General features: G+C 42.4%; 19 protein-coding genes, 1 tRNA gene and 1 pseudogene. 5 read left to right on the top strand and 16 right to left on the bottom strand.

The annotated features are described in order from the left end of the window. Window positions 1-94: 94 nt before the first annotated feature. A complete protein-coding gene (locus NLP_RS19050; protein WP_104907759.1) occupies window positions 95-433 on the bottom strand; it encodes a hypothetical protein in 339 nt (112 codons plus the stop codon). Window positions 434-869: 436 nt separating this feature from the next. Here NLP_RS19050 and NLP_RS19040 point away from each other — a divergent pair, with 436 nt between their 5' ends. Beyond that, on the top strand, window positions 870-1,301 hold the full coding sequence (locus NLP_RS19040; protein ID WP_104907758.1) for a hypothetical protein: 432 nt from the start codon (window positions 870-872) through the stop codon (window positions 1,299-1,301). A 38-nt stretch (window positions 1,302-1,339) separates the two neighbouring features. On the opposite strand, the gene NLP_RS19035 is transcribed toward NLP_RS19040, so the two are convergent. From NLP_RS19035 to petB, 6 genes are all read right to left on the bottom strand, one after another. After that, window positions 1,340-1,711: a hypothetical protein gene (locus NLP_RS19035; RefSeq protein ID WP_104907757.1), complete on the bottom strand. Its 372-nt coding sequence runs from the start codon at window positions 1,709-1,711 to the stop codon at window positions 1,340-1,342. Between the two features lie 95 nt (window positions 1,712-1,806). Then, window positions 1,807-2,988, bottom strand: coding sequence for a glycosyltransferase (locus NLP_RS19030; protein WP_104907756.1), 1,182 nt, complete (start codon window positions 2,986-2,988; stop codon window positions 1,807-1,809). Between the two features lie 10 nt (window positions 2,989-2,998). Continuing rightward, window positions 2,999-3,988 carry a GDP-mannose 4,6-dehydratase gene (locus tag NLP_RS19025; RefSeq protein ID WP_104907755.1) on the bottom strand — a complete coding sequence of 330 codons (990 nt, stop codon included), beginning with the start codon at window positions 3,986-3,988 and terminating at the stop codon, window positions 2,999-3,001. Between the two features lie 531 nt (window positions 3,989-4,519). After that, on the bottom strand, window positions 4,520-4,963 hold the full coding sequence (locus NLP_RS19020; RefSeq protein ID WP_104907754.1) for an ATP-binding protein: 444 nt from the start codon (window positions 4,961-4,963) through the stop codon (window positions 4,520-4,522). A 575-nt stretch (window positions 4,964-5,538) separates the two neighbouring features. Then, window positions 5,539-6,021, bottom strand: coding sequence for a cytochrome b6-f complex subunit IV (gene petD, locus NLP_RS19015; protein ID WP_104907753.1), 483 nt, complete (start codon window positions 6,019-6,021; stop codon window positions 5,539-5,541). A 255-nt stretch (window positions 6,022-6,276) separates the two neighbouring features. Further along, window positions 6,277-6,924, bottom strand: coding sequence for a cytochrome b6 (petB, locus tag NLP_RS19010; protein WP_094332660.1), 648 nt, complete (start codon window positions 6,922-6,924; stop codon window positions 6,277-6,279). 407 nt (window positions 6,925-7,331) lie between these two features. Here petB and ctpA point away from each other — a divergent pair, with 407 nt between their 5' ends. Then, window positions 7,332-8,576 (top strand): carboxyl-terminal processing protease CtpA, encoded by a 1,245-nt coding sequence (gene ctpA, locus NLP_RS19005; RefSeq protein ID WP_104907752.1) that lies wholly within the window; start codon window positions 7,332-7,334, stop codon window positions 8,574-8,576. Between the two features lie 74 nt (window positions 8,577-8,650). Here the strand turns inward: ctpA and NLP_RS19000 are convergent, their stop codons facing one another. Then, a complete protein-coding gene (locus NLP_RS19000; RefSeq protein ID WP_104907751.1) occupies window positions 8,651-14,968 on the bottom strand; it encodes an ATP-binding sensor histidine kinase in 6,318 nt (2,105 codons plus the stop codon). 276 nt (window positions 14,969-15,244) lie between these two features. Between NLP_RS19000 and NLP_RS36150 the strand changes: the two are divergent. Continuing rightward, a pseudogene (locus tag NLP_RS36150) lies at window positions 15,245-15,364 on the top strand (IS701 family transposase); the annotation flags it as partial. A 163-nt stretch (window positions 15,365-15,527) separates the two neighbouring features. On the opposite strand, the gene ylqF reads toward NLP_RS36150, so the two are convergent. From ylqF to NLP_RS33330, 8 genes are all read right to left on the bottom strand, one after another. Beyond that, window positions 15,528-16,409 carry a ribosome biogenesis GTPase YlqF gene (ylqF, locus tag NLP_RS18990; protein ID WP_104907750.1) on the bottom strand — a complete coding sequence of 294 codons (882 nt, stop codon included), beginning with the start codon at window positions 16,407-16,409 and terminating at the stop codon, window positions 15,528-15,530. Window positions 16,410-16,482: 73 nt separating this feature from the next. Next, entirely contained in the window at window positions 16,483-16,893 is a 411-nt protein-coding gene (locus NLP_RS18985; RefSeq protein ID WP_104907749.1) for a glyoxalase, read from the bottom strand. A 31-nt stretch (window positions 16,894-16,924) separates the two neighbouring features. Next, window positions 16,925-18,343 (bottom strand): DUF3370 domain-containing protein, encoded by a 1,419-nt coding sequence (locus tag NLP_RS18980; protein WP_104907748.1) that lies wholly within the window; start codon window positions 18,341-18,343, stop codon window positions 16,925-16,927. A 434-nt stretch (window positions 18,344-18,777) separates the two neighbouring features. Then, window positions 18,778-19,356, bottom strand: a complete 579-nt coding sequence (locus tag NLP_RS18975) for a Uma2 family endonuclease (protein ID WP_104907747.1) — start codon at window positions 19,354-19,356, stop codon at window positions 18,778-18,780. 383 nt (window positions 19,357-19,739) lie between these two features. Next, window positions 19,740-19,812, bottom strand: a tRNA-Arg gene (locus NLP_RS18970). A 44-nt stretch (window positions 19,813-19,856) separates the two neighbouring features. Further along, window positions 19,857-21,044: a murein hydrolase activator EnvC family protein gene (locus tag NLP_RS18965; RefSeq protein WP_104907746.1), complete on the bottom strand. Its 1,188-nt coding sequence runs from the start codon at window positions 21,042-21,044 to the stop codon at window positions 19,857-19,859. 228 nt (window positions 21,045-21,272) lie between these two features. After that, window positions 21,273-22,589, bottom strand: coding sequence for an FADH(2)-oxidizing methylenetetrahydrofolate--tRNA-(uracil(54)-C(5))-methyltransferase TrmFO (gene trmFO / locus NLP_RS18960; protein ID WP_104909931.1), 1,317 nt, complete (start codon window positions 22,587-22,589; stop codon window positions 21,273-21,275). Between the two features lie 131 nt (window positions 22,590-22,720). Further along, complete coding sequence (locus tag NLP_RS33330; RefSeq protein ID WP_158680458.1) at window positions 22,721-22,873, bottom strand: hypothetical protein; 153 nt, start codon at window positions 22,871-22,873, stop codon at window positions 22,721-22,723. A 106-nt stretch (window positions 22,874-22,979) separates the two neighbouring features. Between NLP_RS33330 and NLP_RS18955 the strand changes: the two genes are divergently transcribed. Beyond that, window positions 22,980-23,228: a hypothetical protein gene (locus tag NLP_RS18955; protein ID WP_104907745.1), complete on the top strand. Its 249-nt coding sequence runs from the start codon at window positions 22,980-22,982 to the stop codon at window positions 23,226-23,228. A 337-nt stretch (window positions 23,229-23,565) separates the two neighbouring features. Further along, entirely contained in the window at window positions 23,566-24,840 is a 1,275-nt protein-coding gene (locus NLP_RS18945) for a ribulose bisphosphate carboxylase small subunit (protein WP_104907744.1), read from the top strand. Window positions 24,841-24,892: the final 52 nt, after the last annotated feature.

The raw sequence follows: 24,892 nt of genomic DNA, 5'->3' as shown, positions 1-24,892 counted from the left end.
TTGAAATAGGATTTAGGAGTTATAAGTCAGAAGCCTTTGTATTCTGGCTCCTGACTCTCATAACTCCAGGCATGCAAAGTAAATGCATATCAACTTATTGCTTGCGTTGAAAGCTACCAGACACAAAAAATTTGTATCCAACATACACTAACACTGCCAAAAGTGCCAGACTGATTACAGATGCAACTAGTTTAAACACTGCTTGCAGTATCGCCAAGCCTACTAGTACCGTCACACCCGAAACTACCAGCTTTTTCACATTAGATAAGCTGTTGAACCAAATCTGAAATCGCTCCCGTTGCAAGTTGAAGCTGGCAAAAACAGACTGAGGCGTTTGTTTTTGTTCTTGTGAAACTACCCCAGGCGGGGAATTAATCTCTGCCTCTAGCTGACTGAGGCGACGCTGTAAGTCTTCTTCTGGTTGAGGATTCATCAATCTTTCCTACCTCATTAGCATACTTATTCAACAATAGACCAACCAAATTCTATTTTTGGTGGTTGTCTTAGTGATTTTAGCTAATGTCTGTGAGTGCCAGACCTTTCTGGACAGGGAAAAATTATGTTCAGGACTTACGCAAAATAATGAAAAAACGAACCGCAAAGGACGCAAAGGACACAAAAGAATAAGAGTTTCAGAGAGTTATTGCGTAAGTCCTAATGTTTTTTTGTTGCCTTCCAGACATCAATTATAGAGACGTTGCAATGCAACATCTCTACAGATATACACCTATTAAATCTTCACAAATAATTATTAACGGACTGGTATTGCTTTATACGGCAGCTTTTGGAACTAAGACGGATTGCTGTCGTCTATATAGATCAGACTGTATAACAATATTGCTCTAAAAAAATCTGGAGCATTAATTAAAATGAAGACGCTTAGGCTACTTGCAATTATTCCCACAGCTTTGGCGATGAGTTTGGTTTTCACTGAGGCTAATTTGGCACAGACACCAACAATCCAAATTAATCGGAATTCCCAACCAGATCCATTGATTTTGAACGGAAAGTCTGGGGGAACTGTCAAAAGTAATTGTGGTAATATTACCAGTGAACCTAATCAAGTTATCCAAGTTACAGAGTCACTGCCTTATTTGCGATTAGCAGTAGAAAGTAAAGGGAAGCCAACACTGTTGATCGATGGGCCTGGGGGGCGCTTTTGTGTACTAGCAGATAGTTATTCTGGAGGTAAGTCAGAACTTTCTGGTTATTGGCAGCCAGGAAAATACTCACTGTATGTAGGCGAACTATCCCCGCAACAGTATACTTACACCCTCTCAATCTCGCAAAAAAATAAATAGTCGTCATTAGTCATTAGCAAAGGATAAATGACTAATGACTATTCTTCCAGTGATTTGGCTGGAACTTCGACAGCTGTGACATCAATTGTGCCTTCTGGTGTGAAGCGCTGAAAATGACTATTTTGTACTAACAGTAACTCCTTACAGTTAGGACATTGCAACTGACTGTTATTTAAACCTGTAAATTCATATCCACAGACGGGACAGCCATCGGCAACCAAGTTGCGTTGCAGCCACCAGCGAAAGCCAAAAAAAGCCGCAATAGGTGCCAACAACAGCAACCCGAAAATAATTAGCAATGAATTAACCAACCAACCCAAGCCCACTGATGCCAGCAACAAAATAACTGCCAGCAGGGTGAGCCAAGGGCGGAGATTTAAAAGATTCAATTGAAATGACTTAAAGCTCATTTTTTAAATATCGTCCTGCTTTCCTTCTAGGATAGCGATTTTAGTCATTAGTTTATGACTCAGTCTATGAGTCATTTTTTATTTGTTATTTGGACTCAAATGCGCTTCATTACTGAGGATAGCAGCATTTTTTGCAAGTGTTGTTGGAAGGCATTTATGCCAAACAAAGCGATCGCCTGTTTTCGTAGCCACTCTCCATCACATCGCTGGTCATCCCCTTGAAGCATTTCTATACAAGCTGCTGCTACAGCATCAGGACTGCGGTGTGGTACTCGCCATCCCAGTTTACCATCCTGCAAGGGATCAGCAGAACCATCGTTGTCACCGGATAATACAGGTACTCCACAAGCCATTGCTTCTAGATAAACTATGCCAAAGCCTTCTTGCGAAGGCATAATATAGGCATCAGCAAGGCGGTAATGTTCCATTAATTCTTCTGTGGCAACAAAACCAGCAAACACAACGCGATCGCTCACACCTAAATTTTCTGCAAGTTCAGCTAATCGCGGTTGGTCATCACCGCGACCAATTACTAAATATTTCACTTCTGGAAAAACCTGAGCGATTTGTGGTACTGCCCGAATGGTGACATCTACACCTTTGTAAATATCTCCTGACCATAACCGCGCTACTGTCATTAACACTTTCGCACCAGTTAAGCCATACTTCTGGACTAATTCTGGTTGTTTGGAACCAGGAGTAAATTTATCCCCATCAATTGCACAAGGTATCATTTGTACCATTTTCGGGTTTAGACTATTAGCAACACAAGCGCGATCGCGGCTGTAGCGACTAATTGTCCAAATTCCTGCTGCTGATGTCAGGGCGCGACGTTCCTGATTTTTCAACGGTTCCCAGACTTCTTTACCGTAAGTTAGCACGGTGTAAGGAATCCCCAAGGGCTGGCAAAGTGTTTGGATTAATACTGCTAAGTTAATGTGACCGCAGAAAACTTGCTGCGGACGGCTTTGCAACAGACACTTCAGTAAAGCTGCTGCCATTTGCAATCTCCCCAAATAGGGAGACTGATTTTTAAAGTAATGAAATTTTAAGTTCTCGTCTTCAAACGGATTTAAGCTATCAGCACTATCTCGCAGTAAAAAAACTTCTGCTTTATAATCTTGGCTCAATCCCAGATAGGCGCGAAAAATATCTTTTATATACGATTGAATACCACCTTCGTGAGCAAAAATTTCTAAAAAGACGAAGACATGGTTAGTTTTTTTGTTAACTTTACCACCTAAATTCAGTTTTTTTATCACTGTAGTGATGTGCATCTTAGATTATTTATACTCGCGAGAAGGGTGCGATCACGCCGCTTTGTAACCGTTCTAAATCTGTTTTTACCATTTTTTCTAAAAGTTCCTCAAAGCTTACTTGGGGTTCCCAGCCGAGATTTCTTTTAGCTTTGCTGGGGTTGGCTACTAGTTGAAAATGCTCATCTTGCCGCAACAAGCTAGTATTTAATACTACATGGTTCGTCCAATCTAATCCCACTGACTCAAAGGCTGTGGCAACTAAATCTCTAACACTATGTAGTTTACCAGTGCCAATCACATATTCTTCTGGTTCATCAATTTGCAACATCAGCCACATAGCCTCTACATAATCACCTGCAAAGCCCCAATCACGTTGGGCATCGAGATTACCGATTTCTAAAGTGTCAGTTAAACCCAATTTAATTGATGCAGCTGCCAAAGAAACTTTGCGTGTGACAAACTGAGGTGCACGTAGAGGAGACTCGTGATTATATAAAATGCCGCTACAGGCAAATAGTCCATAGCGCTGTCTGTGATGCACCATCGTCCAATGGGCGTGCATTTTAGCCGCAGCATAAGGATTTTTGGGGCGAAAAGCGGTTTCCTCATCTTGAGGCGAGAGGAATACATCGCCAAACATTTCTGAACTGCTGGCTTGATAAAATCTGGTAGACAAACCAACTTTTCGTACTGCTTCCAAGAGCCTAGTAGCTGTACCAGTTATTAAATCAAGGGTTCCCAATGGGTCGTTCCAGGAGTCGGGTACAAAACTGGGAGCTGCCAAATTGTAAATTTCTTGGGGACGCAGTTGTTCAACTGCGGTCAACAACGCCGCATTATCCCTCAAATCAACCGTAAAAATTTCTACCTGATTTGCCAGTATTCCCAGTTTTGTCAAATTAGGTTGTCGATGTGGGGGTACTAATCCAACAACTCGATAACCACGGTTGAGGAGCAAATGGCTGAGATAGTAGCCATCTTGACCAGTAATTCCTGTAATTAGGGCTGTCTTAGTCATATGTCCCCTATTCTGTCTATCTCTTTAAGCACTAAATGGCACTTGTTGGAGAACAAAAATTAAGACTCTCAACACTGCTGACAAATCTTAACAAGGGAGCTTGTGTAACTCGAATGCTATTTTTACTATATTCACTAATTTTTTTTATACAAAAATATTATTTAAGATTTTACAAAAAAATCATAATGAATAAGCAATTTCACGGAAAAAACATATTACTCTTAGTCAAATAATATTCAAAGAGGAGTATACTTTTATCAATCAAATAACTATGTATTTCAATAGTAACGGCTCTATTTTAAAGTGAGTCGCTCAATTTTGAGCAAAGTTTTTATTAGCTTGGTGACGACTATAGGAGAAGTTTTATTTTCTGACTCCTAAGTACGATCGAGCTAGCAAGAGAGTGTTGTAGAGAAGACAAGTCCTCGTATTTTGTCGATACTCCTTCTTCCCTACACTCTGGCTGCGCTCACAAGCCAAAATTGACATCAGAAGTATTCTTACCTTCCTTTATCCTTGACTATTTCACTGTTATTTTTGTGCTTCTACAGAGTATTTGACAATGAGCAGGCAATTTCTACCATCCGCACCACGTTCGTATACAACCCGGTCAGCCAACCGCCGAAGGAGAAACCATCCATACCCACCTACTTGCAGAGTACCTGGGGCTGGCTCTGCGATCGCATCAGGATTGAAAGGTTTTCCATAATCCCAAATTCTAATTTCTAGTCGGTCAATCCACAGATAAACGTTAATCTCAATGCTTGTTTCCGGGGGTAAAGCATGATGAGCGTGACGAACAGCGTTGGTAAAACCTTCTGCTAATGCTAAATTGAGGCGATCGAGTTGGGTTTTTGACCAGCCAAGTTGAGACAAGTGTTGCAGACAAAATTGCTCAAACCATTCTTGCACCTGGTTTAAGAGCCTGAGTTCGCTCTTAACCGTCAGATGGTCTTGCTGCACTATACTAAGCATTAACTGTGAGTTGAATATAAGTAAACCCAAGTTGCTAGTTATTAAATTCTGCGTTGTTCGCAAAATTTCTCTGATATAAAAAAATCTAAATTGACATCTTCTATGTACCAAAATACAAAACATGAACGATTTTGGCATTCTGAGGGTTGTAACTAGCAACTTAAGTTAAGTAAGTAAGAAATCTTTGTATTTGTTGACTTTTGCTGATTGGAGATTTTGGAATAGATTTTCTATCCAAAACTTCAGATCCCAGATGCAGTCTGAAACTATTAAAGAAGAATTCAGAATGCAATCAGCGGGGTATTCACATCTCCCACTATATTATTGACCACTAATAAAAGCATATTTAGTGGGGGACTTAAACCCTTTTATTCAGATGCTCTTGCTAGCTTGCTTAATAGTAGGCTACGCAAAACGAGTTCGCGTAGCCCTATTAGCTTTTGCTTTCAGAATTTAATTCTGAATTCTGGCTTCTGGCTCTTTTGTTAAAATTGACGCCTGTTGATTGTTTTCAAAAGCACATCTGCATCTACTCTTGAAACTCACAGGCGTCAAAGCACTTTCTGGTGACTAATTTAGAATAGTCCCAAGGTCAAAGATTTATCCAATGGCAAAGCAGCACCAATACCCAGCCACAAGGTGACAAGAGTACCAACGAGGAATACTGTGGTTGCAACTGGACGGCGGAAGGGGTTTTGGAACTTATTGACGTTCTCAATAAAGGGAATGAGGATTAGACCTACTGGTACGGAACCCATTGCTAACACTCCTAAAAGTTTGTTAGGAAGCGATCGCAAAATTTGAAAGACTGGATACAAGTACCACTCTGGCAAAATTTCCAATGGTGTGGCGAAAGGATTTGCTGGTTCACCCGTCATTGCAGGATCTAGCACAGCTAGAGCTACAATCGCAGCGAAGGAACCCATGATCACAATTGGAAAGACGTAAAGTAAGTCATTAGGCCAAGCGGGTTCACCATAGTAGTTGTGACCCATGCCTTTAGCGAGTTTGGCTCTTAACTGAGGATCGCTCAGGTCAGGTTTTTTTTGTGTTGACATTTTGAAATGTGCTCTCCTGCTTAAGTTAAATTAAAGCATTTGTGAAAGCTATCAGCGACTAGGCAACCAACAGGCAAGAAACAGCTTTTCTATATCTTCAGTCATCCGCCTGAAGGTTTTCTATCGCTTTCAGCTTCAGATACAAGTATTTATTTTTTGTAACTTATGTGCAATTAATTTATTGTGTTTCATAAGTTTAAAACAAACAACTCGATCTGAAAACTAACAAATGTTGCCTTTCGCTAATAGCTGAGATTACAAAGGCCCGGAAATGCCTTGCTTGCGGATCATCAAGAAGTGAAACAGCATGAATACTGCAATCAACCAAGGCAGTACAAATGTGTGTGCGCTGTAGTAACGAGTTAGTGTTGCTTGACCAACACTAGAACCGCCGCGCAGCAGGTCGGAAATCAGCACTCCAACCACGGGAATTGCTTCTGGTACGCCGCTAACGATTTTCACAGCCCAGTAGCCAACTTGATCCCAAGGTAGAGAATAGCCGGTGACTCCGAAGGAAACGGTAATCACAGCCAGGATCACACCACTTATCCAGGTCAGTTCGCGGGGCTTTTTGAAACCACCAGTGAGATAAACCCGGAAAGTGTGCAAAATCATCATCAATACCATCATGCTGGCAGACCAGCGATGGATGGAGCGAATTAGCCAACCGAAGTTTACTTCATTCATGATGTACTCCACTGAGGAGAAAGCTTCAGTGACTGTTGGCCTGTAGTAGAACGTCATGGCAAATCCAGTGGCAAACTGGATGAGAAAGCAAACCAGGGTAATTCCACCCAGGCAGTAAAAGATATTGACGTGGGGAGGGACGTACTTGCTAGTAACGTCTTCAGCGAGTGCCTGAATCTCCAGGCGTTCCTCAAACCAGTCGGAAACGTTGGCCATACAATCTCAAGTTCCTAAGAATCGGTTGCGGTTGATAAATCCCGAAGTTCTGAATCGGCAGAAGCCTTCGCTCAGACTTCTCTCCCAAATAGCAATTTTGGGATTTTAGTAAAGGGGAGTTTTTTTGTTTGCTTTTGGCCTTTTGGCGTGCTAAGAGACTTCAGAAACTTTACACTCTGTAAAGATGGAATATATTGCGATCTCTTTACGCCCCTACACACAAAATGGTGGACACAAAGTAGATTTTATCCTTTGGTGAGTGGATACGATGCATCAGTTGACTGAACAACTTGATGAGAAAAATGCACCACTTCTATAAAAAAAGTAACATAATCGAGAGATAGATTTCATCAACAACAGGGGAAGTGGGCATTATCTAGACAATTTGGGTTGAGGTGGAATTGATAATGGGGTTCATGAACAAACAAGTCTTTCGGGTTGGATTTTCACTGTTAATGGCGTTTTGCTTGGTGTTGGGTACGCTTACTCAGTCGGCGGTGGCTTTGACGGGGGAACAAAAGCTGGTTTCGGAAGTTTGGCGAATTGTTAATCGCACTTATCTAGATGAGACCTTTAACGATCAAAATTGGGCAGCTGTGCGGCAAAAGGTTCTGGAGAAGCCACTGGCAGACTCAAATGCCACTTATGCGGCAATTGGGAAGATGCTCAAGAGCCTCGACGATCCTTTTACCCGTTTTTTAGATCCAGAACAGTACCGCAGCTTGCAGGTCAATACTTCTGGGGAACTAACTGGGGTGGGATTGCAAATTGCCTTGAATCCTGAGAATGGGAAGTTGGAAGTAGTGGCTCCTATCGCTGGTTCCCCAGCAGATAAAGCGGGGATTCGACCACGCGATCGCATTCTCAAAATTGAAGGCGTTTCCACAGAAAATCTCACCCTTGATGAAGCTGCAACCAGAATGCGCGGGCCGAGTGGCAGCCTTGTGACTCTCTCGATCGAACGGGATGGAGAGGCAGAAACGGAAATTAGACTGACACGCGATCGCATTGCCCTTAACCCTGTGGTTTCAGATTTGCGTGTTTCTGCTGAGGGTACACCCATCGGCTACCTAAGTCTGACACAATTTAATGCCAACGCTTCAATGGAATTGGCACACGCTATTTCTAGTCTAGAAAAAAAAGGCGCTGCTGCCTACATTCTAGATTTACGAAATAATCCTGGGGGGTTATTGCAATCAGGAATTGAAATCGCCCGTCTGTGGTTAGATTCTGGGATTATCGTCTACACTGTTAACCGACAAGGCATTCAGGGTAGTTTTGAAGCCCTTGGGCCAGCCCTGACCAAAGATCCTCTGGTGATTTTGGTGAATCAAGGAACTGCTAGTGCCAGTGAAATTCTCGCTGGTGCACTCCAAGATAACCATCGCGCCCAGTTGGTAGGCGAAACCACCTTTGGCAAGGGATTAATTCAATCCTTGTTTGAATTATCAGATGGTTCGGGCTTGGCAGTGACAATTGCTAAGTATGAAACTCCTGAACACCGAGATATTCACAAACTAGGTATTAAGCCGGATAAAGTTATTTTCCAACCAGCCATTAACCGCGAACAGATTGGCACCGAAGCGGATCTGCAATATCAAGCAGCAGTCGAACTTTTGGCGAAAAACTCGGTGGTAGTGGGGAAAGCTTGAAGAAGGGGACAAGGAGACAAATCAGATGGGGATTCAGACTCCATCTGATACCAGAACTAACAAATAAGATTTAGTTATGGCGATAACGGTAGCTGAATCACAAATTCAGTTCCTTCGCCAAGTTGAGAATTCACCGCGATCGCTCCGCCATGTTTTTCTACAATGATTTGACGAGCGATCGCCAATCCTAATCCTGTGCCTTTACCGACAGCTTTTGTCGTAAATAAATGGTCAAATATTTTTTGTTTTAGCAGCTCATCTATACCCTTTGCATTATCGGCAATTGTAATTCTAACTAGATTATTTTCTACTGTAGTGGTAATTGTAATACAGTTTGGATTTGCTTTAATTTCGTCAAAACTTCGGCCAATATTTGATTCTTCCAAGGCATCAATAGCATTTGCTAAGATATTCATAAATACTTGATTTAATTGTCCAGGGAAACACTCAACTTGAGGTAAAATGCTGTATTCAGTTATCACTTCAATTGCTGGACGTTGCTCGTTAGCCTTGAGACGATGTTTCAAAATTAAAATCGTGCTGTCGATACCTTGGTGAATATTAAACGGTACTTTATAATCTTTATCGGCACGCGAGAAAGTTCGTAAACTGGTGCTGATATTTTTCAGGCGATCGCACGCCATCGACATGGCATCAATCATCTTGGGCAAATCTTCTAAGCTATAATCCAAGTCAATTTCTTCGGCATGGTCTTTGATTTCATCATTCACATTGGGCAAGCTTGATTGATAAAGTTTTAAGTGTTCAACTACATCAATAAGGGTAGGTTTAGCAAGTTTTAGACTGGCAGCAATAAAACCGAGAGGATTATTCATTTCGTGAGCGACACCAGCAACTAAGTTGCCTAGTGCAGACATTTTCTCACTTTGCACCATTTGTAATTGGGCGTTTTGTAGATCGGTTAGCGCTTGTTCTAAGTCAAATGATTTTTGCTGCAAGGCAAGTTCAGCTTGTTTGCGCTCGCTAATATCTCGCATCACAACTACTGCACCGAGTTTATCACCCGAAGCATCGAAGATCGCTTGTCCGCTAGCTAACAATATTCTCGTAAAACCATGCTTCGGCGCAATTACCATCTCGGCATTTTCGACAATTTCCCCTTGCAAGGCGCGAAACAAAGGAATTTCCGTTTTTGATAGGGGTGTTTGACCATCTGGTTGATAGAGATCGAAGTGTTCTGCCCATTGTTCTGCTGGTAATGATTCTACTGGTAGACCATGAAATTCACGAGTTGCTTTGTTAAATAGAGTCAATTTGCCAGTACCATCACAAACAACAATCCCATCGGTAATATTGTGAATGATGGCATTCAAGAACTCTCGTTCTTTAGCTAGAGATGCTTCAGCCTGTTTGCGTTCGCTAATATCAATCACCACCCCATCCCAGATGATTGAGCCATCGGCTTGTCGCTCTGGCCGAGAAGCAGATTGAATCCATTTCACGGTTCCTGAAGGTAGGATAATGCGCCATTCTTGCTCAAAGGGTGTGAGATATTGGGCAGAGTAGGCGATCGCTTGGGCAATAGCTGGATTATCATCAGGATGATGCATGGTGTAAAGGCTATGCGTCCCTGCCATCACCAACTCTGGCTCTAACCCATACAAATCGAAACAGCCAGAACTAACGTAGGGTGTTGAAGTTGAACCATCCACCTCCAGACGCAATTGGTACACCATACCAGGAATATTATTCGCCAAATTTTGGAAGCGGGTTTCACTAGCCTGCAATTTTGCTAGAGATTGTGTTAACTGTTGAGCATATTTCTGGGAATTTCGATAAAGTCGGGCATTTTCCAGAGAAATTGCCGCTTGAGCGCAAAGTAAGTTTAGTAGTTCGACGCGATCGCTTGTAAAGGCTTTGGTTACTAAGTTATTTTCCAGATACAATATGCCCAGCAACTTACCCTGATGCAAAATCGGGCTACACAAGATACTTTTGGGCTGCTGTTGTTGAATATATGAGTCATTAATTAATTGAGGATGCACCCTAGCATCAGTAATCACTGTTGATTGTAAGCTGTGTTTGACGGAATATATTAAGCCAACTGGCAGATCAACAGAGTCTTCAACAGACTGTGGGTTGAGCAACATTGGGTAAAAATCGATTTTGGCAGCCTGGTTCTGTACACCGTCTAAGGAAAGCTGTGCTAACGCCTGAATTAGCAAACGATCTGACTCCAAAAGCATGAACACACACTTATTGGCTCCCGCATTTTCAATGACGATATGCAGTAATGCTGAGAGCAGTTTTTCGAGTTCGATTTCCCCTGAGATAGTTTGATAAGCTTTGAGAATGGCAGCTAAATCTAAAGCAACAGAGACGCTGCTACAGCTGGAAGTGGCGGAACTGGTGGATGTGACACTCCCCAATGTAAAGATAGTTTCGTGAGTGGAGAGGGGAGAACGGGTTTGCTCAAGGATGGAGGCGAGGTGTTGCGGATAGCGTCGTTCCAAGTCGGCGACTTTGGCTTTAGCGCCCCAACGAGCATAGCCATAGTAGGCTTCAATTATGTATTCCCCAGCTATGCACTGTTTGCTCCAGTCGAGGTAAAATTTGGCGGCTAGTTCGTTGGCAAGTGCTTCTTCTTGGGTGTAGCCGTGTTCTTTTGCAAGAGCAATGGCGCGATCGTATAATTCTATTGCCTCTGATTTATGTCCCAGAACCCGATATCGTTCTGCTTCAACCAAACAAAACTTGTGTAAATGATTGGCTGGAATATAGCTAGCCCAAGTTTTGATCTTTTGTTGATTTTTGCTCACCCGCCCAAGAATGTGTTGTTGTTCTGTTGCGGAAACTTGGGAATAGATTGCCAGATGAGCCAGAGAATCATAGGTGTGGAAGATTGGAACCACAAATAATCCGATGACACCGCCTAGATAATTTTCAGTTGCGATCGCAGCTTCCACTGCATGTTCAAACTTCCCAAACAGATAACCAAGAAAAAGTTTACTCACATTGAAATAGCACAGCGCAGTTTGATCGCCTGAGTGCTGGAGAACTGGCAACATTTGCTCTTGATTGAAAGCCTTACCAATTAGTTGCCATGCTTGGGCACAATCACCGTTTAAATTCAAAATCGATTGCTGAAAAATCGTCAGTTGGTTGAGAAGTCCTTCTTGTTTTAGTTGAGTGAGTTGAAGGCGGAAAGCATCACTCTCTCGGCTTAACTCCCCCAGTTCTTTACCAACAAACAAAGAGTGCATGACGTAAACAACTGCACAAATGGTAGCTGATTCTAAATCTCCCGTTTCTAGCCCAACTTGATAGCCTTCCCGGAAAAGCGCTAAGGTGTTCCTAAGCGGCTCTTTCCAATGCAATACACTACAGCATACTCCGACATAAGTTCTGGCTTTCAACTTTTTGGCATTAAAATGTTCGAGTAATTTGAGTGCCAGTTGTCCAAACTGATAACCACATTCAATATCTCCTACCGCCCCACAAAGCAGCAGTCCATAGTAGGCATAACCATTTGTAGAGTCTGAGGTATTGCCGTACTGAACAGATAAATTTACTTGCTCAAGGACAATAAATGGTAAGAGTGTTGGAGCGGCAACAAAGGCAGAAGAAGAGACACTTACGAGAATCCGCATAGCGGCTAATTTGTCTAACTCTGTCATCTGATGTAGAGCGATTAAATCTACCGCTTGCCTTCCAGCTAAAATGGATTTGTTTGCTTTGAGTGCCGATGCAATATCTGATTCATCTGGTTGCTTGGGAAAATGGATTCCTAACTGCTCTAAAATCTTGAGAGCCAGCTCCACGCCCTGTAGAAATTGATGTTGAGCTTGAGCGGCTTGAATTTGGATTTCATAGACTTTAACGGTATCTAATAAGGTTCTAGCATTTGACAAAATGACTGCTGCAAATTGTGCCATCTGCTCAAAATTGCCACTTAGGTAAGCTGCTTCGGTGGTAGCTTCATAAAGTGTCAGGGTTAGTTGATATTGTGTTTGCCACCGCTCCTGTGCCAGCATTGCAATACCTGTAGTGGCATACTCAAATGCGGCAACGTATGCTGTTGCAGCTCTTGCTTTTTGGGCAGCTTGTAAATTGAGTTGAGCGAGTTCTGTCTTCTGATCTGGATCGACAATTAAGCTATTGCTGATATTGAGTTGATTGACAATCTCAAATAGTTTTTCGTACTGTTCTGAGGCTGGCGTATGTTTCAGTAAAAGTTGCCCAATTTTCAGGTGAGTGACCTGTTTTTGCTGCTTGGGAATCAGAGAGTAGGCTGCTTGCTGAACGCGATCGTGCAAGAATTTGTAAATTGTCATTTGTCCTTTGGCATTTGTCATTTGCAAATGATCGATAACCAATGACGAATCTTGATAAAACTTGTAAACCTCATTGATGGGAACAATCAATCCTTCTTGCAATGCTTTCCACAAGTCCGAAGCGGTTTCTGTGTGCGACTTTTCAGAGACGATTGCTAACGTCGTTAAATCGAACTGATTGCCAATACAGGCTGCCAGTTTCAAAATATTTTGAGTGATGTTGGGCAACTTTTGAAGCTGTTGTGCCATAAATTCCACCACATCATCGGTGAGAGCAAGCGATCGCACTTGCGTCACATCACACTGCCAAAAACCTAACTCCCAATCAAAGGTAATCAGCCCATCCTCATGTAGCGCTTTCAAAAACTGAGTTGTGAAAAAGGGATTGCCTTTGGCTTTTTGATAAACTAACTCTGTTAACGGTAATGCCTTTTCAGTTGCACAACTGAGTGAATCGGCGATTAAATGGTTTACATCTGCTTGACTCAAGGGAAATAGAGTCAGAGTGTTGACGCAAGAAGATTCCTTTTTGATTTCATCTAGTGTCAACATGAGTGGATGAGCTGCAAACACCTCGTTATCGCGGTATGCACCAATAACGAATAGATAACTGCGATTACTCTGGGCCATCAACAGCTTCAGCAAATTCAGCGATGCCGAATCTGCCCACTGCAAGTCATCAAGAAACATCACCAACGGATGCTCTGGTGTGGTAAAGACTTGAATAAACTTTTGGAACAGCAGATTGAACCGATTCTGTGCCGCACTGCCCGATAATTCAGCGATGGCTCCGCCAACGCCAGGGGCGATCGCAGGCTGTTTGCCGATAATCTGCTCCAGTTCAGGAATCACCTCGATCAGAAGTTGCCCGTTCTCACCAACTGCCGCTAAAATCTTGTTTTGCCATTGCTTTAGTTGAGTATCGCTTTCACTAAGCAACTGTCCCATCAAATCACGAAAGGCTTGGACAAAAGCAGATAAAGGAATATTTCGGTTGAACTGGTCGTGTTTCCCTTTGATGAAGTAACCATTCCACTGGACGATCGGCTTATGTACTTCATTGACAACTGCGGTTTTGCCAATGCCAGAGAAACCTGCCACCAGCATCAGTTGGGAGTCACCATTAGCAGCATGACCAAATGCTTCTAGTAACGTCTGTACTTCCGACTCGCGTCCGTAGAGTTTTTCTCTGATGAGAAAGCGATCGCTGATATCGCGCTGTCCTAAATCAAACCAGTTGTGTTTGCCTGTTTCTCGCCACTGTTCTAGGCAAGTAACGAGGTCATGTTTAAGACCTAGCACACTCTGATAGCGGTCTTCGGCGTTCTTCGCCATCAGTTTGCGGATAATCTCGCCCAGCATCAAGGGCAATTCGGGGTTGAAATCGCAGACGCAGGGTGGAAGTTTCGCAATGTGGCAATGCACCAACTCCATCGGTTCCTGGGACTCAAAGGGCAATTTTCCACTCAGTAGTTCAAAGAAAGTCACACCTAAAGAATAGAAGTCACTGCGGTAGTCAATGCCTCTGTTCATCCGTCCGGTTTGCTCTGGCGACAGATAGGCTAGCGTTCCCTCCAATCCATTGAGGCTCTGGATTTCCTGGGTTTCTCGTGGTAAGAGTGAGGCAATACTGAAATCAATCAGCTTGATTTGTTTGGTGTCAGAGTGAATTAAGATGTTGGCTGGCTTAATGTCTTTGTGAATGACGCGCTGTTGATGTAACTGGTGTAAAGTGTCTAGCAGTTGCAGAGCAATGGGGAGGAATTGCTCTAATGTCAGTGTTTTTCCTAGAGTAAATTGCCGCAGGGAAACACCACCAAAGTCTTCCATGACTAGGGCATAACCATTGTGATAGGCTTCCAGGCTGTAGGGTTTGATAATGCCAGAAATATCTAAGTTTTTAGCGATCGCATATTGGTTGCGAAACTGTACTAATTCGCTAAAAGTTGGGTATTCTCGTTTTAAGAGCTTGATGACAACTGGTAGGCGATCGCATTCTCGAATTGCCCGATACACTTGAGTACGAGAACCTGAATAAAGTTGCTTGATGATTTGGTAGCCAGCAATCCTTAAAGTTCCATCAACTTTTGCGCTCATAAATTTTGACGAAAATTCTTTTATACTAGTGTTATAATTCCCACTACCATATCTTGGTTAACAAACGTTAGAAAAGTTGCATTGGGTATGGGGCACTAGTACCGCAAGGCGGAAGTCAAAAGTCAAAAGTCAAAAGTCAAAAGTCAAAAGAATTGTATTTCGGGCTTTTACACCATTTGAAATGGTATGTTTATTTACACCGTGCTGTACTAGGTCGTCCCAAGTGGCTTTGGTATCAGGGGGAACACATTTTTACAGTAATTTTGTACTACTCCAAGAAATCATATTGCCTGCGCTATTTTAGTCTGGTTTAAGCTCAAAGATTTAGCTTATAAAACTGGTTAAACAATTTATCAAATTAAGCATAGATTATTGTCAAATTATTTAGTTAGGTAATTAAAACGTCAAGACATTACGATGTTTATCGCTTAGTTATTTGGAGCGTAGTGCGGTGTGGCTGCGCCATTATTTATGACAGTTACGTAAGTCCTGTCACAAATCAAATAGGTTTCCTATATATGTAGACAATTTGCAGAATTTTTACTCTTTGAATTTAGATTTAATTGGGTGGTAATTCCAAACTCATTTCACCCAACAATCCCTTGCGAAAATCTGTTAAAAGTTGCCTTGCAGCTCGCTCTATATCACCTTTGTAACGATGTTCTGCTAAGGTGTGCAAATAGGTATCTCCGGTCTCTGATGTCGAATCGAGTTGGTAGCGAGACTGTAATGGTTTTTTTGGTAATAAATCTGCGGCTACAGCTTCTAAATAGTTGAGTAAATCCACTAGAGCTGCTGCTACTAGCTGGTTATCGTAAGATGCTTCACCGATATCATCACAAATAGCTAATTTCAAGGCTGCATCTTGGTCTTCTAATCTTAGAGGGATGACACCAGGAGCATCTAGCAATTCTAAATGTTCGGAAATTCGCACCCAGCGTAGTTGGCGAGTTACTCCAGGACGGGCTGCACTTTCCACGACTCGCTTTCCCAACAGGCGGTTAATTAAAGCTGATTTACCGACATTGGGAAAACCAATCACCACAGCCCGCACTGGACGGGGTAACATCCCGCGATCGCTTCTTCTTTGATTGAGTTCTACCCCAGCAGCTTGCGCTGCCCGCGCCACTTCTGCTATACCTTTACCATGTTGAGCGTTGGTAAAATAAGGGACTTCTCCTTGACGTTTAAACCAATCGATCCACAGCGATCGCATTTGTGGCGTAATCATATCTACTCGGTTAAGTATCAACACCCGTGCCTTACCCTCCACCCACTCACCTATTTGGGGATGGTGAGTCGCTAAAGGAATCCGAGCATCTCGTACCTCAAACACTACATCTACGCGCTTTAGCTGTTCTTTGAGCTTCTTTTCAGCTTTCGCAATGTGACCTGGATACCATTGAATCAGGTTCAATCTATAGTTTTGAGTTATAGCCATTTGTCCTTTGTCCTTTGTTATTTGTCCTTTGTCCTTTGTCCTTTGTCCTTTGCAAATGACCAATGACAAATGACTAATGACTCTCTTTAGGAGTTTGATGTAAAATCAGACGGTTGCCATCAGGGTCATAGGCATAGATTTCTCTGCCGTGAGAAGCAATGGAAATGTCTCCTGGTGGAGGATAGCCCAAAGCAGTTAGATGAGCGATCGCATCTTCTAAGTTACTCATCTCTAAACACAAACTTATCTTACTTTTAGGGTAGAAAGAAAGTGGGTTGTCGTCAGACATCGCTTCAAATTCCGATTCGTTTGTGTTCTTTGGTTTAAAAATACCTAATCGCATACTAACTAAATTAAACTCAGCATAGACATTCGGAATCAAAATCACTGGCTTTTGCTCCAGCAATTTGGTATAGAAATTCACTAAATTCTCACAATTAACCGATGCTATGGTGACAAATGCGTTAGTGTACTGAAAAACCATATAAGCTTTAAGTTATTTGATTTTTTTGAGATCATTTTTCTAAAGTTCTTACACTCAGCACTTGCGGTGGTGTCGAATCTGGTGGATAAATCACATCTATCTGTACTATCCGCTGAGTTGAAGGTGGAAGTACAAGCTGCACCAATGGTTCTAACACCTGACCAGTTCTGTGCCATAGATGTATATAGCGCGTCTTTTGTTGACCTTGGTCATCGAAATAGCGTAGCCGCACTGTACCACGGAAGAAAGGAAAATCTAGGGATGGTTTGCGAAAACGCACACCACCTTGAGATAATTTATCTTCCTTCAAAGGTGTTTCTAAAGTAACAGTCACGCTCTGGTTTTGATTGGTATTGTTGTTTAAGGGTAAGGTGAGTTTATATTCCACCCCATAATTACCATGTGCTTCATAAGCCGTATCGGGATAAAGTACCAGCATTTTGGCCGTTTGGATTTGTTGAGTGCCCAATCGACCACTAAGCAATGTGTCTAAACCATAAGAAATAGCTTTGCCACGCTGGGGAATAGTCAGATATCTGGTTTGGGGATTATCTACCAACTTTGCTTGCCATTGGGAGCCACTAGACACACCAGCTACACGCCCATAAATTAGTGCACCACTGGTAGCATTTGGAGGAGTAGGGGTTTTATCTCGCGGCCCGGCGAAGTTGCCGGTATTTAGTAAAGCTTGCCATTCTGCAAGAGTGGGTTGGCGTTCTGTATTATCAGAATTTTTCTTGGCAAACATTGCTAAACTTGCCACATAAACTTGATCGCTACTACGCAGCCGCATAAAGCTAGAGCGACCATTCACCGGCTTTTCTAAATTTCGTACAGGAATCGGATGATTTAACAACATCCGGCTTTGTCCTGGAGGAATTATCAGCTTTGCGGGAAAATCAGCTTGTCGAACACCCCGGAGTACATCACCAACAGCGCGATCGCCTGGCCCTGAGTAAGCCTTACCATCGTTATTTTCTATGTAGGGGGATAAGGTGACAAAGGGCGCATCCTGCATCAAATAACTCGCGGCTTGCAATACATCTACTGTTACTGGTTTTTTACCAGGGTTCTGCACAATTACGCCCAAATATAGCGTTTGCAAATCCTTGGGAGTGTGGCTGTAGTGGTGGGCGAATAAGTCAAAGCGTCCCTGAAAGGGAAAATTAAGGTGTGCTGCTGGAACTTTTTTACCGTTTGCAGGAAAGGTAGAAAGTAAAATACCCTCAGTTTTAATCCATTCTGGGCTATTGCTGTTAAAAACGGGTATATTATCCAACTTGCCTGGTAAGGCTCGAACTTCTCCTGGTTGCACAATTTCTTGAGGCGCTGGCTTCGGTGAAGTTTGAGCGATCGCTGAATTATCTTTTTGAGTTGTGCATTCAAAGGTTTGAGTTATGGCAAGTCCTAATAAAAGTGTGAATACAGATAATGGGAATTTAGCCAGCATAAATTTGAGCATCAAGAAAGCTGTAGTATCAAAGATCGGAAGTTATTACTACAAGTTCCTTGAAGGGGATTTCTGATCGTGCGTAGGCATAGCCCGCCGCAGGCATCGCGATTAAATTGTAAGTGTATAGGACTTACGCATTGACACAAAATACATAGTATGTCAGGCTTTAAAAACCACATCTGTCGTAGGGGCACAGCAATGCTGTGCCCCTACAGCGCGGGTTTACTGATCATCAAAGAACAATTAATAAAGGCTGAAACGACCTATTTTGGTGAAACATACTATGATTAATTTGTACAGTGCGTAAGTCCTAGTGTAGTTCCAGTAGCCCACGTCAGCAGGGCTTTTGATGTTTAAAAAGAATGCCAATGGTTTAAGCGAATTTGAGAACGTTCAGTGATTGCAGAAATAAAATCAAGATAATCAGTCATCTATGCAAAAATCTGCTGTAAATTTAAAAGAAAACCAGGGAGAACATCTTCACCCGATAAACTTGTGGGAGATTGTAAAACTTTCGGTGCAAGATTTGGGCGATAAATTATTACTTGTTTATCTTTAGGATTTATTAACCAACCCAGTTGTAAGCCATTTGCTAAGTATTCCGCCATTTTTGCTTTAGTATCTTCCACATCATCAGTTTCAGAAACTAATTCCACTCCAAAATCAGGACACAAAGGGAGAAATTTCTTTCTTTGTTCTGGAGTAAGAGTATCCCATCTTTCTATCCTTACCCAAGAAGCATCAGGTGAACGAGTTGCCCCATTTGGCAGTTTAAACCCAGTAGAAGAATCGAAAGCTTTTCCCAAATTATTTTGATTGCTCCAAAACCATATCTGACCTAATAAATCAAAATTACGGTTTCCCGTTTCTCCCCCAGTAGGTGACATGATAATTAATTCCCCTTCAACAGTTAACTCTAGTCGTAATTCTTTATTCACGGCTACAATTTGTGCAAATTCCTCATCAGTAAATTGCAGATTAGGAGGTAATTGTAAGGTTAAAGCAGTCATAATTAATTGCGCTCCACAAAAATCCTAGTTGCATCAAACCCATGCGCTGCTAAATAGGGAAGATTTAGCCTCTACCTCTACTTTAGGAATTCCTGTCAACAAATGCGACATTGTTTTGTTTTTTAAAAAAGTTTGGGATAGGTATAGGTGTGAGAGATTGAATGAGTTAAGAAAAATTGTAGGTTGGGTTAAGCAAAGCGCAACCCAACAAAGCCCCGGAAATGTTGGGTTTCGTTCCTCAACCCAACCTACACAGTTTAATGTTTTTGGCTAATTTTTGTATTCCAGATTATCCGTTTGCCATTCTGTCTCATAAGGTAAATCAGGTTTATCCCATGAGAGAAAATGACACATTGATTTCTTCGTTAGTCTTGTAAAGGTAACGAGCGCGGAGGGATTTGAACCCCCGACCCACAGAACCGGAATCTGTTGCTCTATCCACTGAGCTACGCGCCCTTAATCTTCAATATTATAGCACGTCTGTGATAAAATTCGCAGCTTTAAAGATAATTAGCTGGGTCTACGGGTGTACCATTCCGACGAACTTCAAAGTGGAGATGGGGGCCAGTTGAGAAACCTGTGGAACCGACAGCAGCGATCGCTTGTCCGCGTTCAACTGCTTGTCCCTCAGAAACATACAACTCGCTGGTATGACCGTAGAGTGTAGTCATGCCATTACCGTGATCGATAATTACCGCTCTGCCATAACCACCATACCACCCAGCAAAAATTACTGTTCCTGAATCGGCTGCCCGAATTTTACTGCCATAGCTGGCGGCAAAATCCAACCCGGCATGAAAGCGACGATAGCCAAGAATAGGGTGTATCCGCCAGCCGAAGGGACTGCTAGTAGCAGCATCGCTAGGATATGCCATTACACCAGTTCCCCGAATGATGATACTTGTTCGGCTGTTGGTTTTTGCTTGGGCTTCTGCTACCTTTTGTTGAATCAAGACTTCCAGATTTTTCGATTCTCTTTCTAGCTGATTTTGCGCTGCTTCTAAGGCCAAGCGATCGCTATTCAGGCGTTGAATCAATTCTGATTGTGATTGCGTCTGGGTTTGATAATCAGCTTTTTGTGCCAACAGTTGCTCGCGAATTAAGCCAATTTCGTTTTTTTGCTGTTCTACTTCCGTTTTTTGTTTATCGATGGAGTTTGCTTGGGTGTTGAGTTTTAGCAAAATTTTCTGGTCTGCCTGAAACACTAACTTCAACTGATGACGACGGCTGAAAAAGTCGCTGATATTTTCACTTTCAAGCAAAACCGCCCATCCAGCAAAAGCAGGCGATCGCTGGAGGTAACGCAATCGTGCTACTGTTGCTATTTGCCGCTCCTGATATGAACGTTCTGCGACATCTAAATCAGCTTCTAACTGCTGGAGGCGTTGGGTAGCGAGTTGTAATCGTGATTCGCTCTCTAGAAGATAGCTATCTGTAGTTTGCAGATTTTGCTTTAAACCAGTGAGGTGTTTTTGGGCCTCTTGTTGGAGATTATTTAAGCGATCGCGATCGTTAACCACACCCTGACGCTGCTGGTTCATTTGTTGCTGCTGTTGTCGCAGAGTATCAATAGACCCTGTAGACGTTGCGTGGGCTGGAATTAATCCCAAACAAATCCACAAAATACAGCAAAATGCAATAGATAAACAGCAATAAATCTGCTTTTTTTCTAGAAATCGCCCTCTCATAGTGCGAACCTAATCAAAAGGATACTTTCAAACACTATGAGGATTATTCCCAAAATCTAATTCACCCACACCAACACATTATTAAATTGGTCTGCCAAGTTGTAACACAAGGATTCGGCGTTGCACAACAGGAGAATGAATTTAGGCTGGCAGAGGAAGCAGGGGAAGATGAGGGAGTGAGGGAGAAGAATTAATAACCAATGACCAATGACTAATGACTAATGACTATTAATTATGATTAGCTTTCCAGCTTGCCAAATCAGCTAAAGAGCGATCGCGGTAACGTCCATAACGCTCTGGTTTACTTTTGATTTTCATTCCTAAATCGGGAAAAATCCCAAAGTTGGGCGGCATTGGTTGGAAATGCTTGGGGGAAGCGGAACTAATAAATTCTAATAACGCACCGATCATTGTTGTTGGTGGTAAAACCAAAGCTTCTTTACCCAAGGCTAATCGCGCTGCATTAATTCCCGCCAAGCAACCACCCGCAGCCGCAGCAGTGTAACCTTCAGTACCAATCAATTGTCCAGCGGCTAACAATGTTGGACGCTCTTTAAATTGCAAGGTAGGATGCATTAACTGAGGAGCATTAATAAAAGTGTTGCGGTGCATCACTCCCAGCCTGACAAACTCCGCCTTTTCCAAACTGGGAATTAACTGAAAGATTCGCTTTTGCTCGCCCCAACGCAGATTAGTTTGAAATCCTACCATATTCCACAGTTGACCAGCTTTATCTTCTTGTCGTAACTGCACCACAGCATAAGGGCGTTCCCCTGTGCGAGTATCTGACAATCCCACTGGCTTCAGGGGGCCGTAGCGCATGGTATCTTCTCCGCGCTGTGCTAGTTCTTCTATGGGTAAACAAGCTTCAAAAAACTTTGCCGTTTCCCGTTCAAAACCCTTGAGTTCTGTTTGTTCAGCTTTACAGAGTTCTTCTTGAAAGTGCAAGTACTGCTCTTTATTCATTGGGCAGTTGAGATAAGCGGCTTCACCTTTGTCATAACGTGATGCCATAAAAGCAATGTCACGATTAATCGATTCTCCCACGATAATCGGACTAGCTGCATCAAAAAAGCTGAGGTATTCCATCCCTGTAAAGCGGCGCAAATCTTCTGCCAAATCGGGACTGGTTAAAGGCCCGGTTGCCAAAACCACAATCCCTTCGGGAATTGCAGACACTTCACCCCGGCGGAATTCAACTAAAGGATGACTCGCTAAAGTTTCGGTTAAATCTTGGCCAAATTTTCCCCTGTCTACGGCTAATGCCCCACCAGCCGGAACGGCGTGTTCATCAGCTTTTGAGATGACGATAGAACCTAGTTGGCGTAACTCTTCGTGCAATAATCCCGCCGCGCGATCGCTTGCCATTGCTCCAAAGGAATTACTACACACTAATTCTGCTAAATGTTCTGTGTGATGAGCAGGACTAAATCGCTTTGGACGCATTTCATGCAGAATTACTGGCACTCCAGCTTGCGCTATTTGCCAAGCTGCTTCTGTCCCAGCTAGTCCACCTCCAATTACTTGTATCGGTTGTATTTCCATAGTTAAATTTTTAATCCCCATATTATAAGTATCCATCAGCATTACAGAAGTAAAATTAAATAAAAAGTCATGTTAAACCACAACAAGTGCAAATAAAGTATTGGGCCAATTGTAACCTTGAGACTAAACTCTCAAGGTTTTTTACAATCAATTTTGCTGTAACGCGAAAAGCCACCATCAACGGTGGGCTTAACATTTTCCAACTGGCACACTGCCAGCAAGTGCGATCGCGTCCTCAGCCCTTGCCTAATTGCATCAATCAAAAAAGTAGCAAAATTAGTCATCAAACTAGGATATTTTGTATAAACCCTTGATTTCTCATTTTTCGAGGTGATACATTAAGTATGTATTCAGTGATTAATTAACAATGGGTTAATTGGGATGTGATTTATGACTACAAACAAAATCAAAGATAACGTCGATTTAAATCAAGCTCCAGTTATGTTTATTGAGGAAGTAACAGATGATGAGGAATTAAAAAGTGTATGTGGTGGCGAAACTCCTCCTGATTCAGTATTAAGCACTAAGATTATGGTCGCTCTTGAAAATCGCGGTATTAAATTGCCTAACGATCCTAACAACCCAAATATATTAACAGAAGATATGTTGTCTGCTTTTAAAGAAGTTTCAGGTAATTAGACGTAGTAGATATAAACAATTTCCATTAATTGTAGCAATATGCAATATTAGGACGTGTTTTCAAACACACTATATTCTAAAAAATAGGCTAATCTCAGTAATCTGGGAATTATTCTAATGTCTTATCAAAGTCATTTGATATTGTAATCAAATCTTTGGCACTACCAAATAACAGCAGTTTTTACGAGTCCATGCTTGGGAGCGTGTTCAACTTTGACAACAGACAATCAACCCGACAAATGAACAAATACAAGCTTGTCTAAAAGAAAAGCGATCGCTATCCCCAAAAAAACTTAACATTAACCTTAGAAGTGTTAATTTTTCATCATATAAACTCATGGGTTACTACATCGCTCCCCGCTTTTTGGACAAACTTGCTGTCCACATCACTAAAAATTTCCTGAAGCTTCCTGGCGTGCAAGTTCCCGTGATATTGGGTATTCATGGACGCAAAGGAGAAGGCAAAACATTTCAATGTCAATTAGTCTTCGAGAAAATGGGTATCGAAGTGACTAACATATCTGGCGGCGAATTGGAAAGTCCAGATGCTGGAGATCCAGCGCGGTTGATTCGGTTGCGCTATCGGGAAACAGCAGAACTGATCAAAGTACGCGGCAAAATGTGTGTACTGATGATTAACGATTTAGATGCCGGTGCTGGACGCTTTGATGAAGGGACTCAATATACTGTAAACACCCAGTTGGTGAATGCCACACTGATGAATATTGCTGATAATCCCACAGATGTGCAGTTGCCAGGAAGCTATGATTCCACACCTTTACATCGCGTGCCGATTATTGTCACAGGTAATGATTTTTCTACCCTCTATGCACCGTTAATTCGGGATGGACGGATGGAGAAATTCTACTGGGAACCAGATAGAGATGACAAAGTGGGAATTGTCAAGGGGATTTTTGAACAGGATGGACTATCACAGAAGGAAATTGAACAGCTAGTTGATACTTTTGTCAATCAGTCCATTGACTTTTTTAGCGCTTTGCGATCGCGCATTTATGACGAACAAATCCGCAACTACATCCATAAAGTAGGTTTTGAGCAGATATCCTTGAGTGTGGTTAACAGCGCTAAAGGGCCACCAGAATTTCAAAAGCCAGATTTCAGGCTGTCTCACTTAATCGAGTCTGGTAACTTCCTGGTTGGCGAACAAAAACGGGTGCAAAATTCCCATTTAGTTGATGATTACAATCGACTCAATCGAGGTAGAAATTCTCAATCAGCACCACCTGCTCCTGTGAAACCAATTAGTCAACCGTCAAGCAAGGGTGCAACTCAAGAAGCAAAAACTAATGGATTCCAAAAACAGGAAGCATCCAGTCCACATTTGACTCTAGATACACAAGCTCAAATTAGGGAATTATTATCTCAAGGTTACAAAATTAGTATTGAACACGTAGATGAGCGCCGCTTCCGCACAGGTTCTTGGCAAACTTGTGTTCATAGCCACATTGATGCCGAATCTGACGCCATCTCAAATTTGGAGTCAACTTTGACAGAATATAGCGGTGAGTATGTGCGCTTAGTAGGTATCGATCCTCAAGCCAAGCGGCGGGTGGTGGAGACAATTATTCAGCGTCCAAATGGAAACAATTAGGGGCAGATACAGCAGAATCCGGGAGTTAGGAATCGGAAGTTAAATCGACGGT

This window comes from Nostoc sp. 'Lobaria pulmonaria (5183) cyanobiont', from assembly GCF_002949795.1.
Classification (GTDB): domain Bacteria; phylum Cyanobacteriota; class Cyanobacteriia; order Cyanobacteriales; family Nostocaceae; genus Nostoc.
The sequence above is the reverse complement of the archived record's forward strand: the minus strand, read 5'-3'. Positions and strand labels throughout refer to the sequence as shown.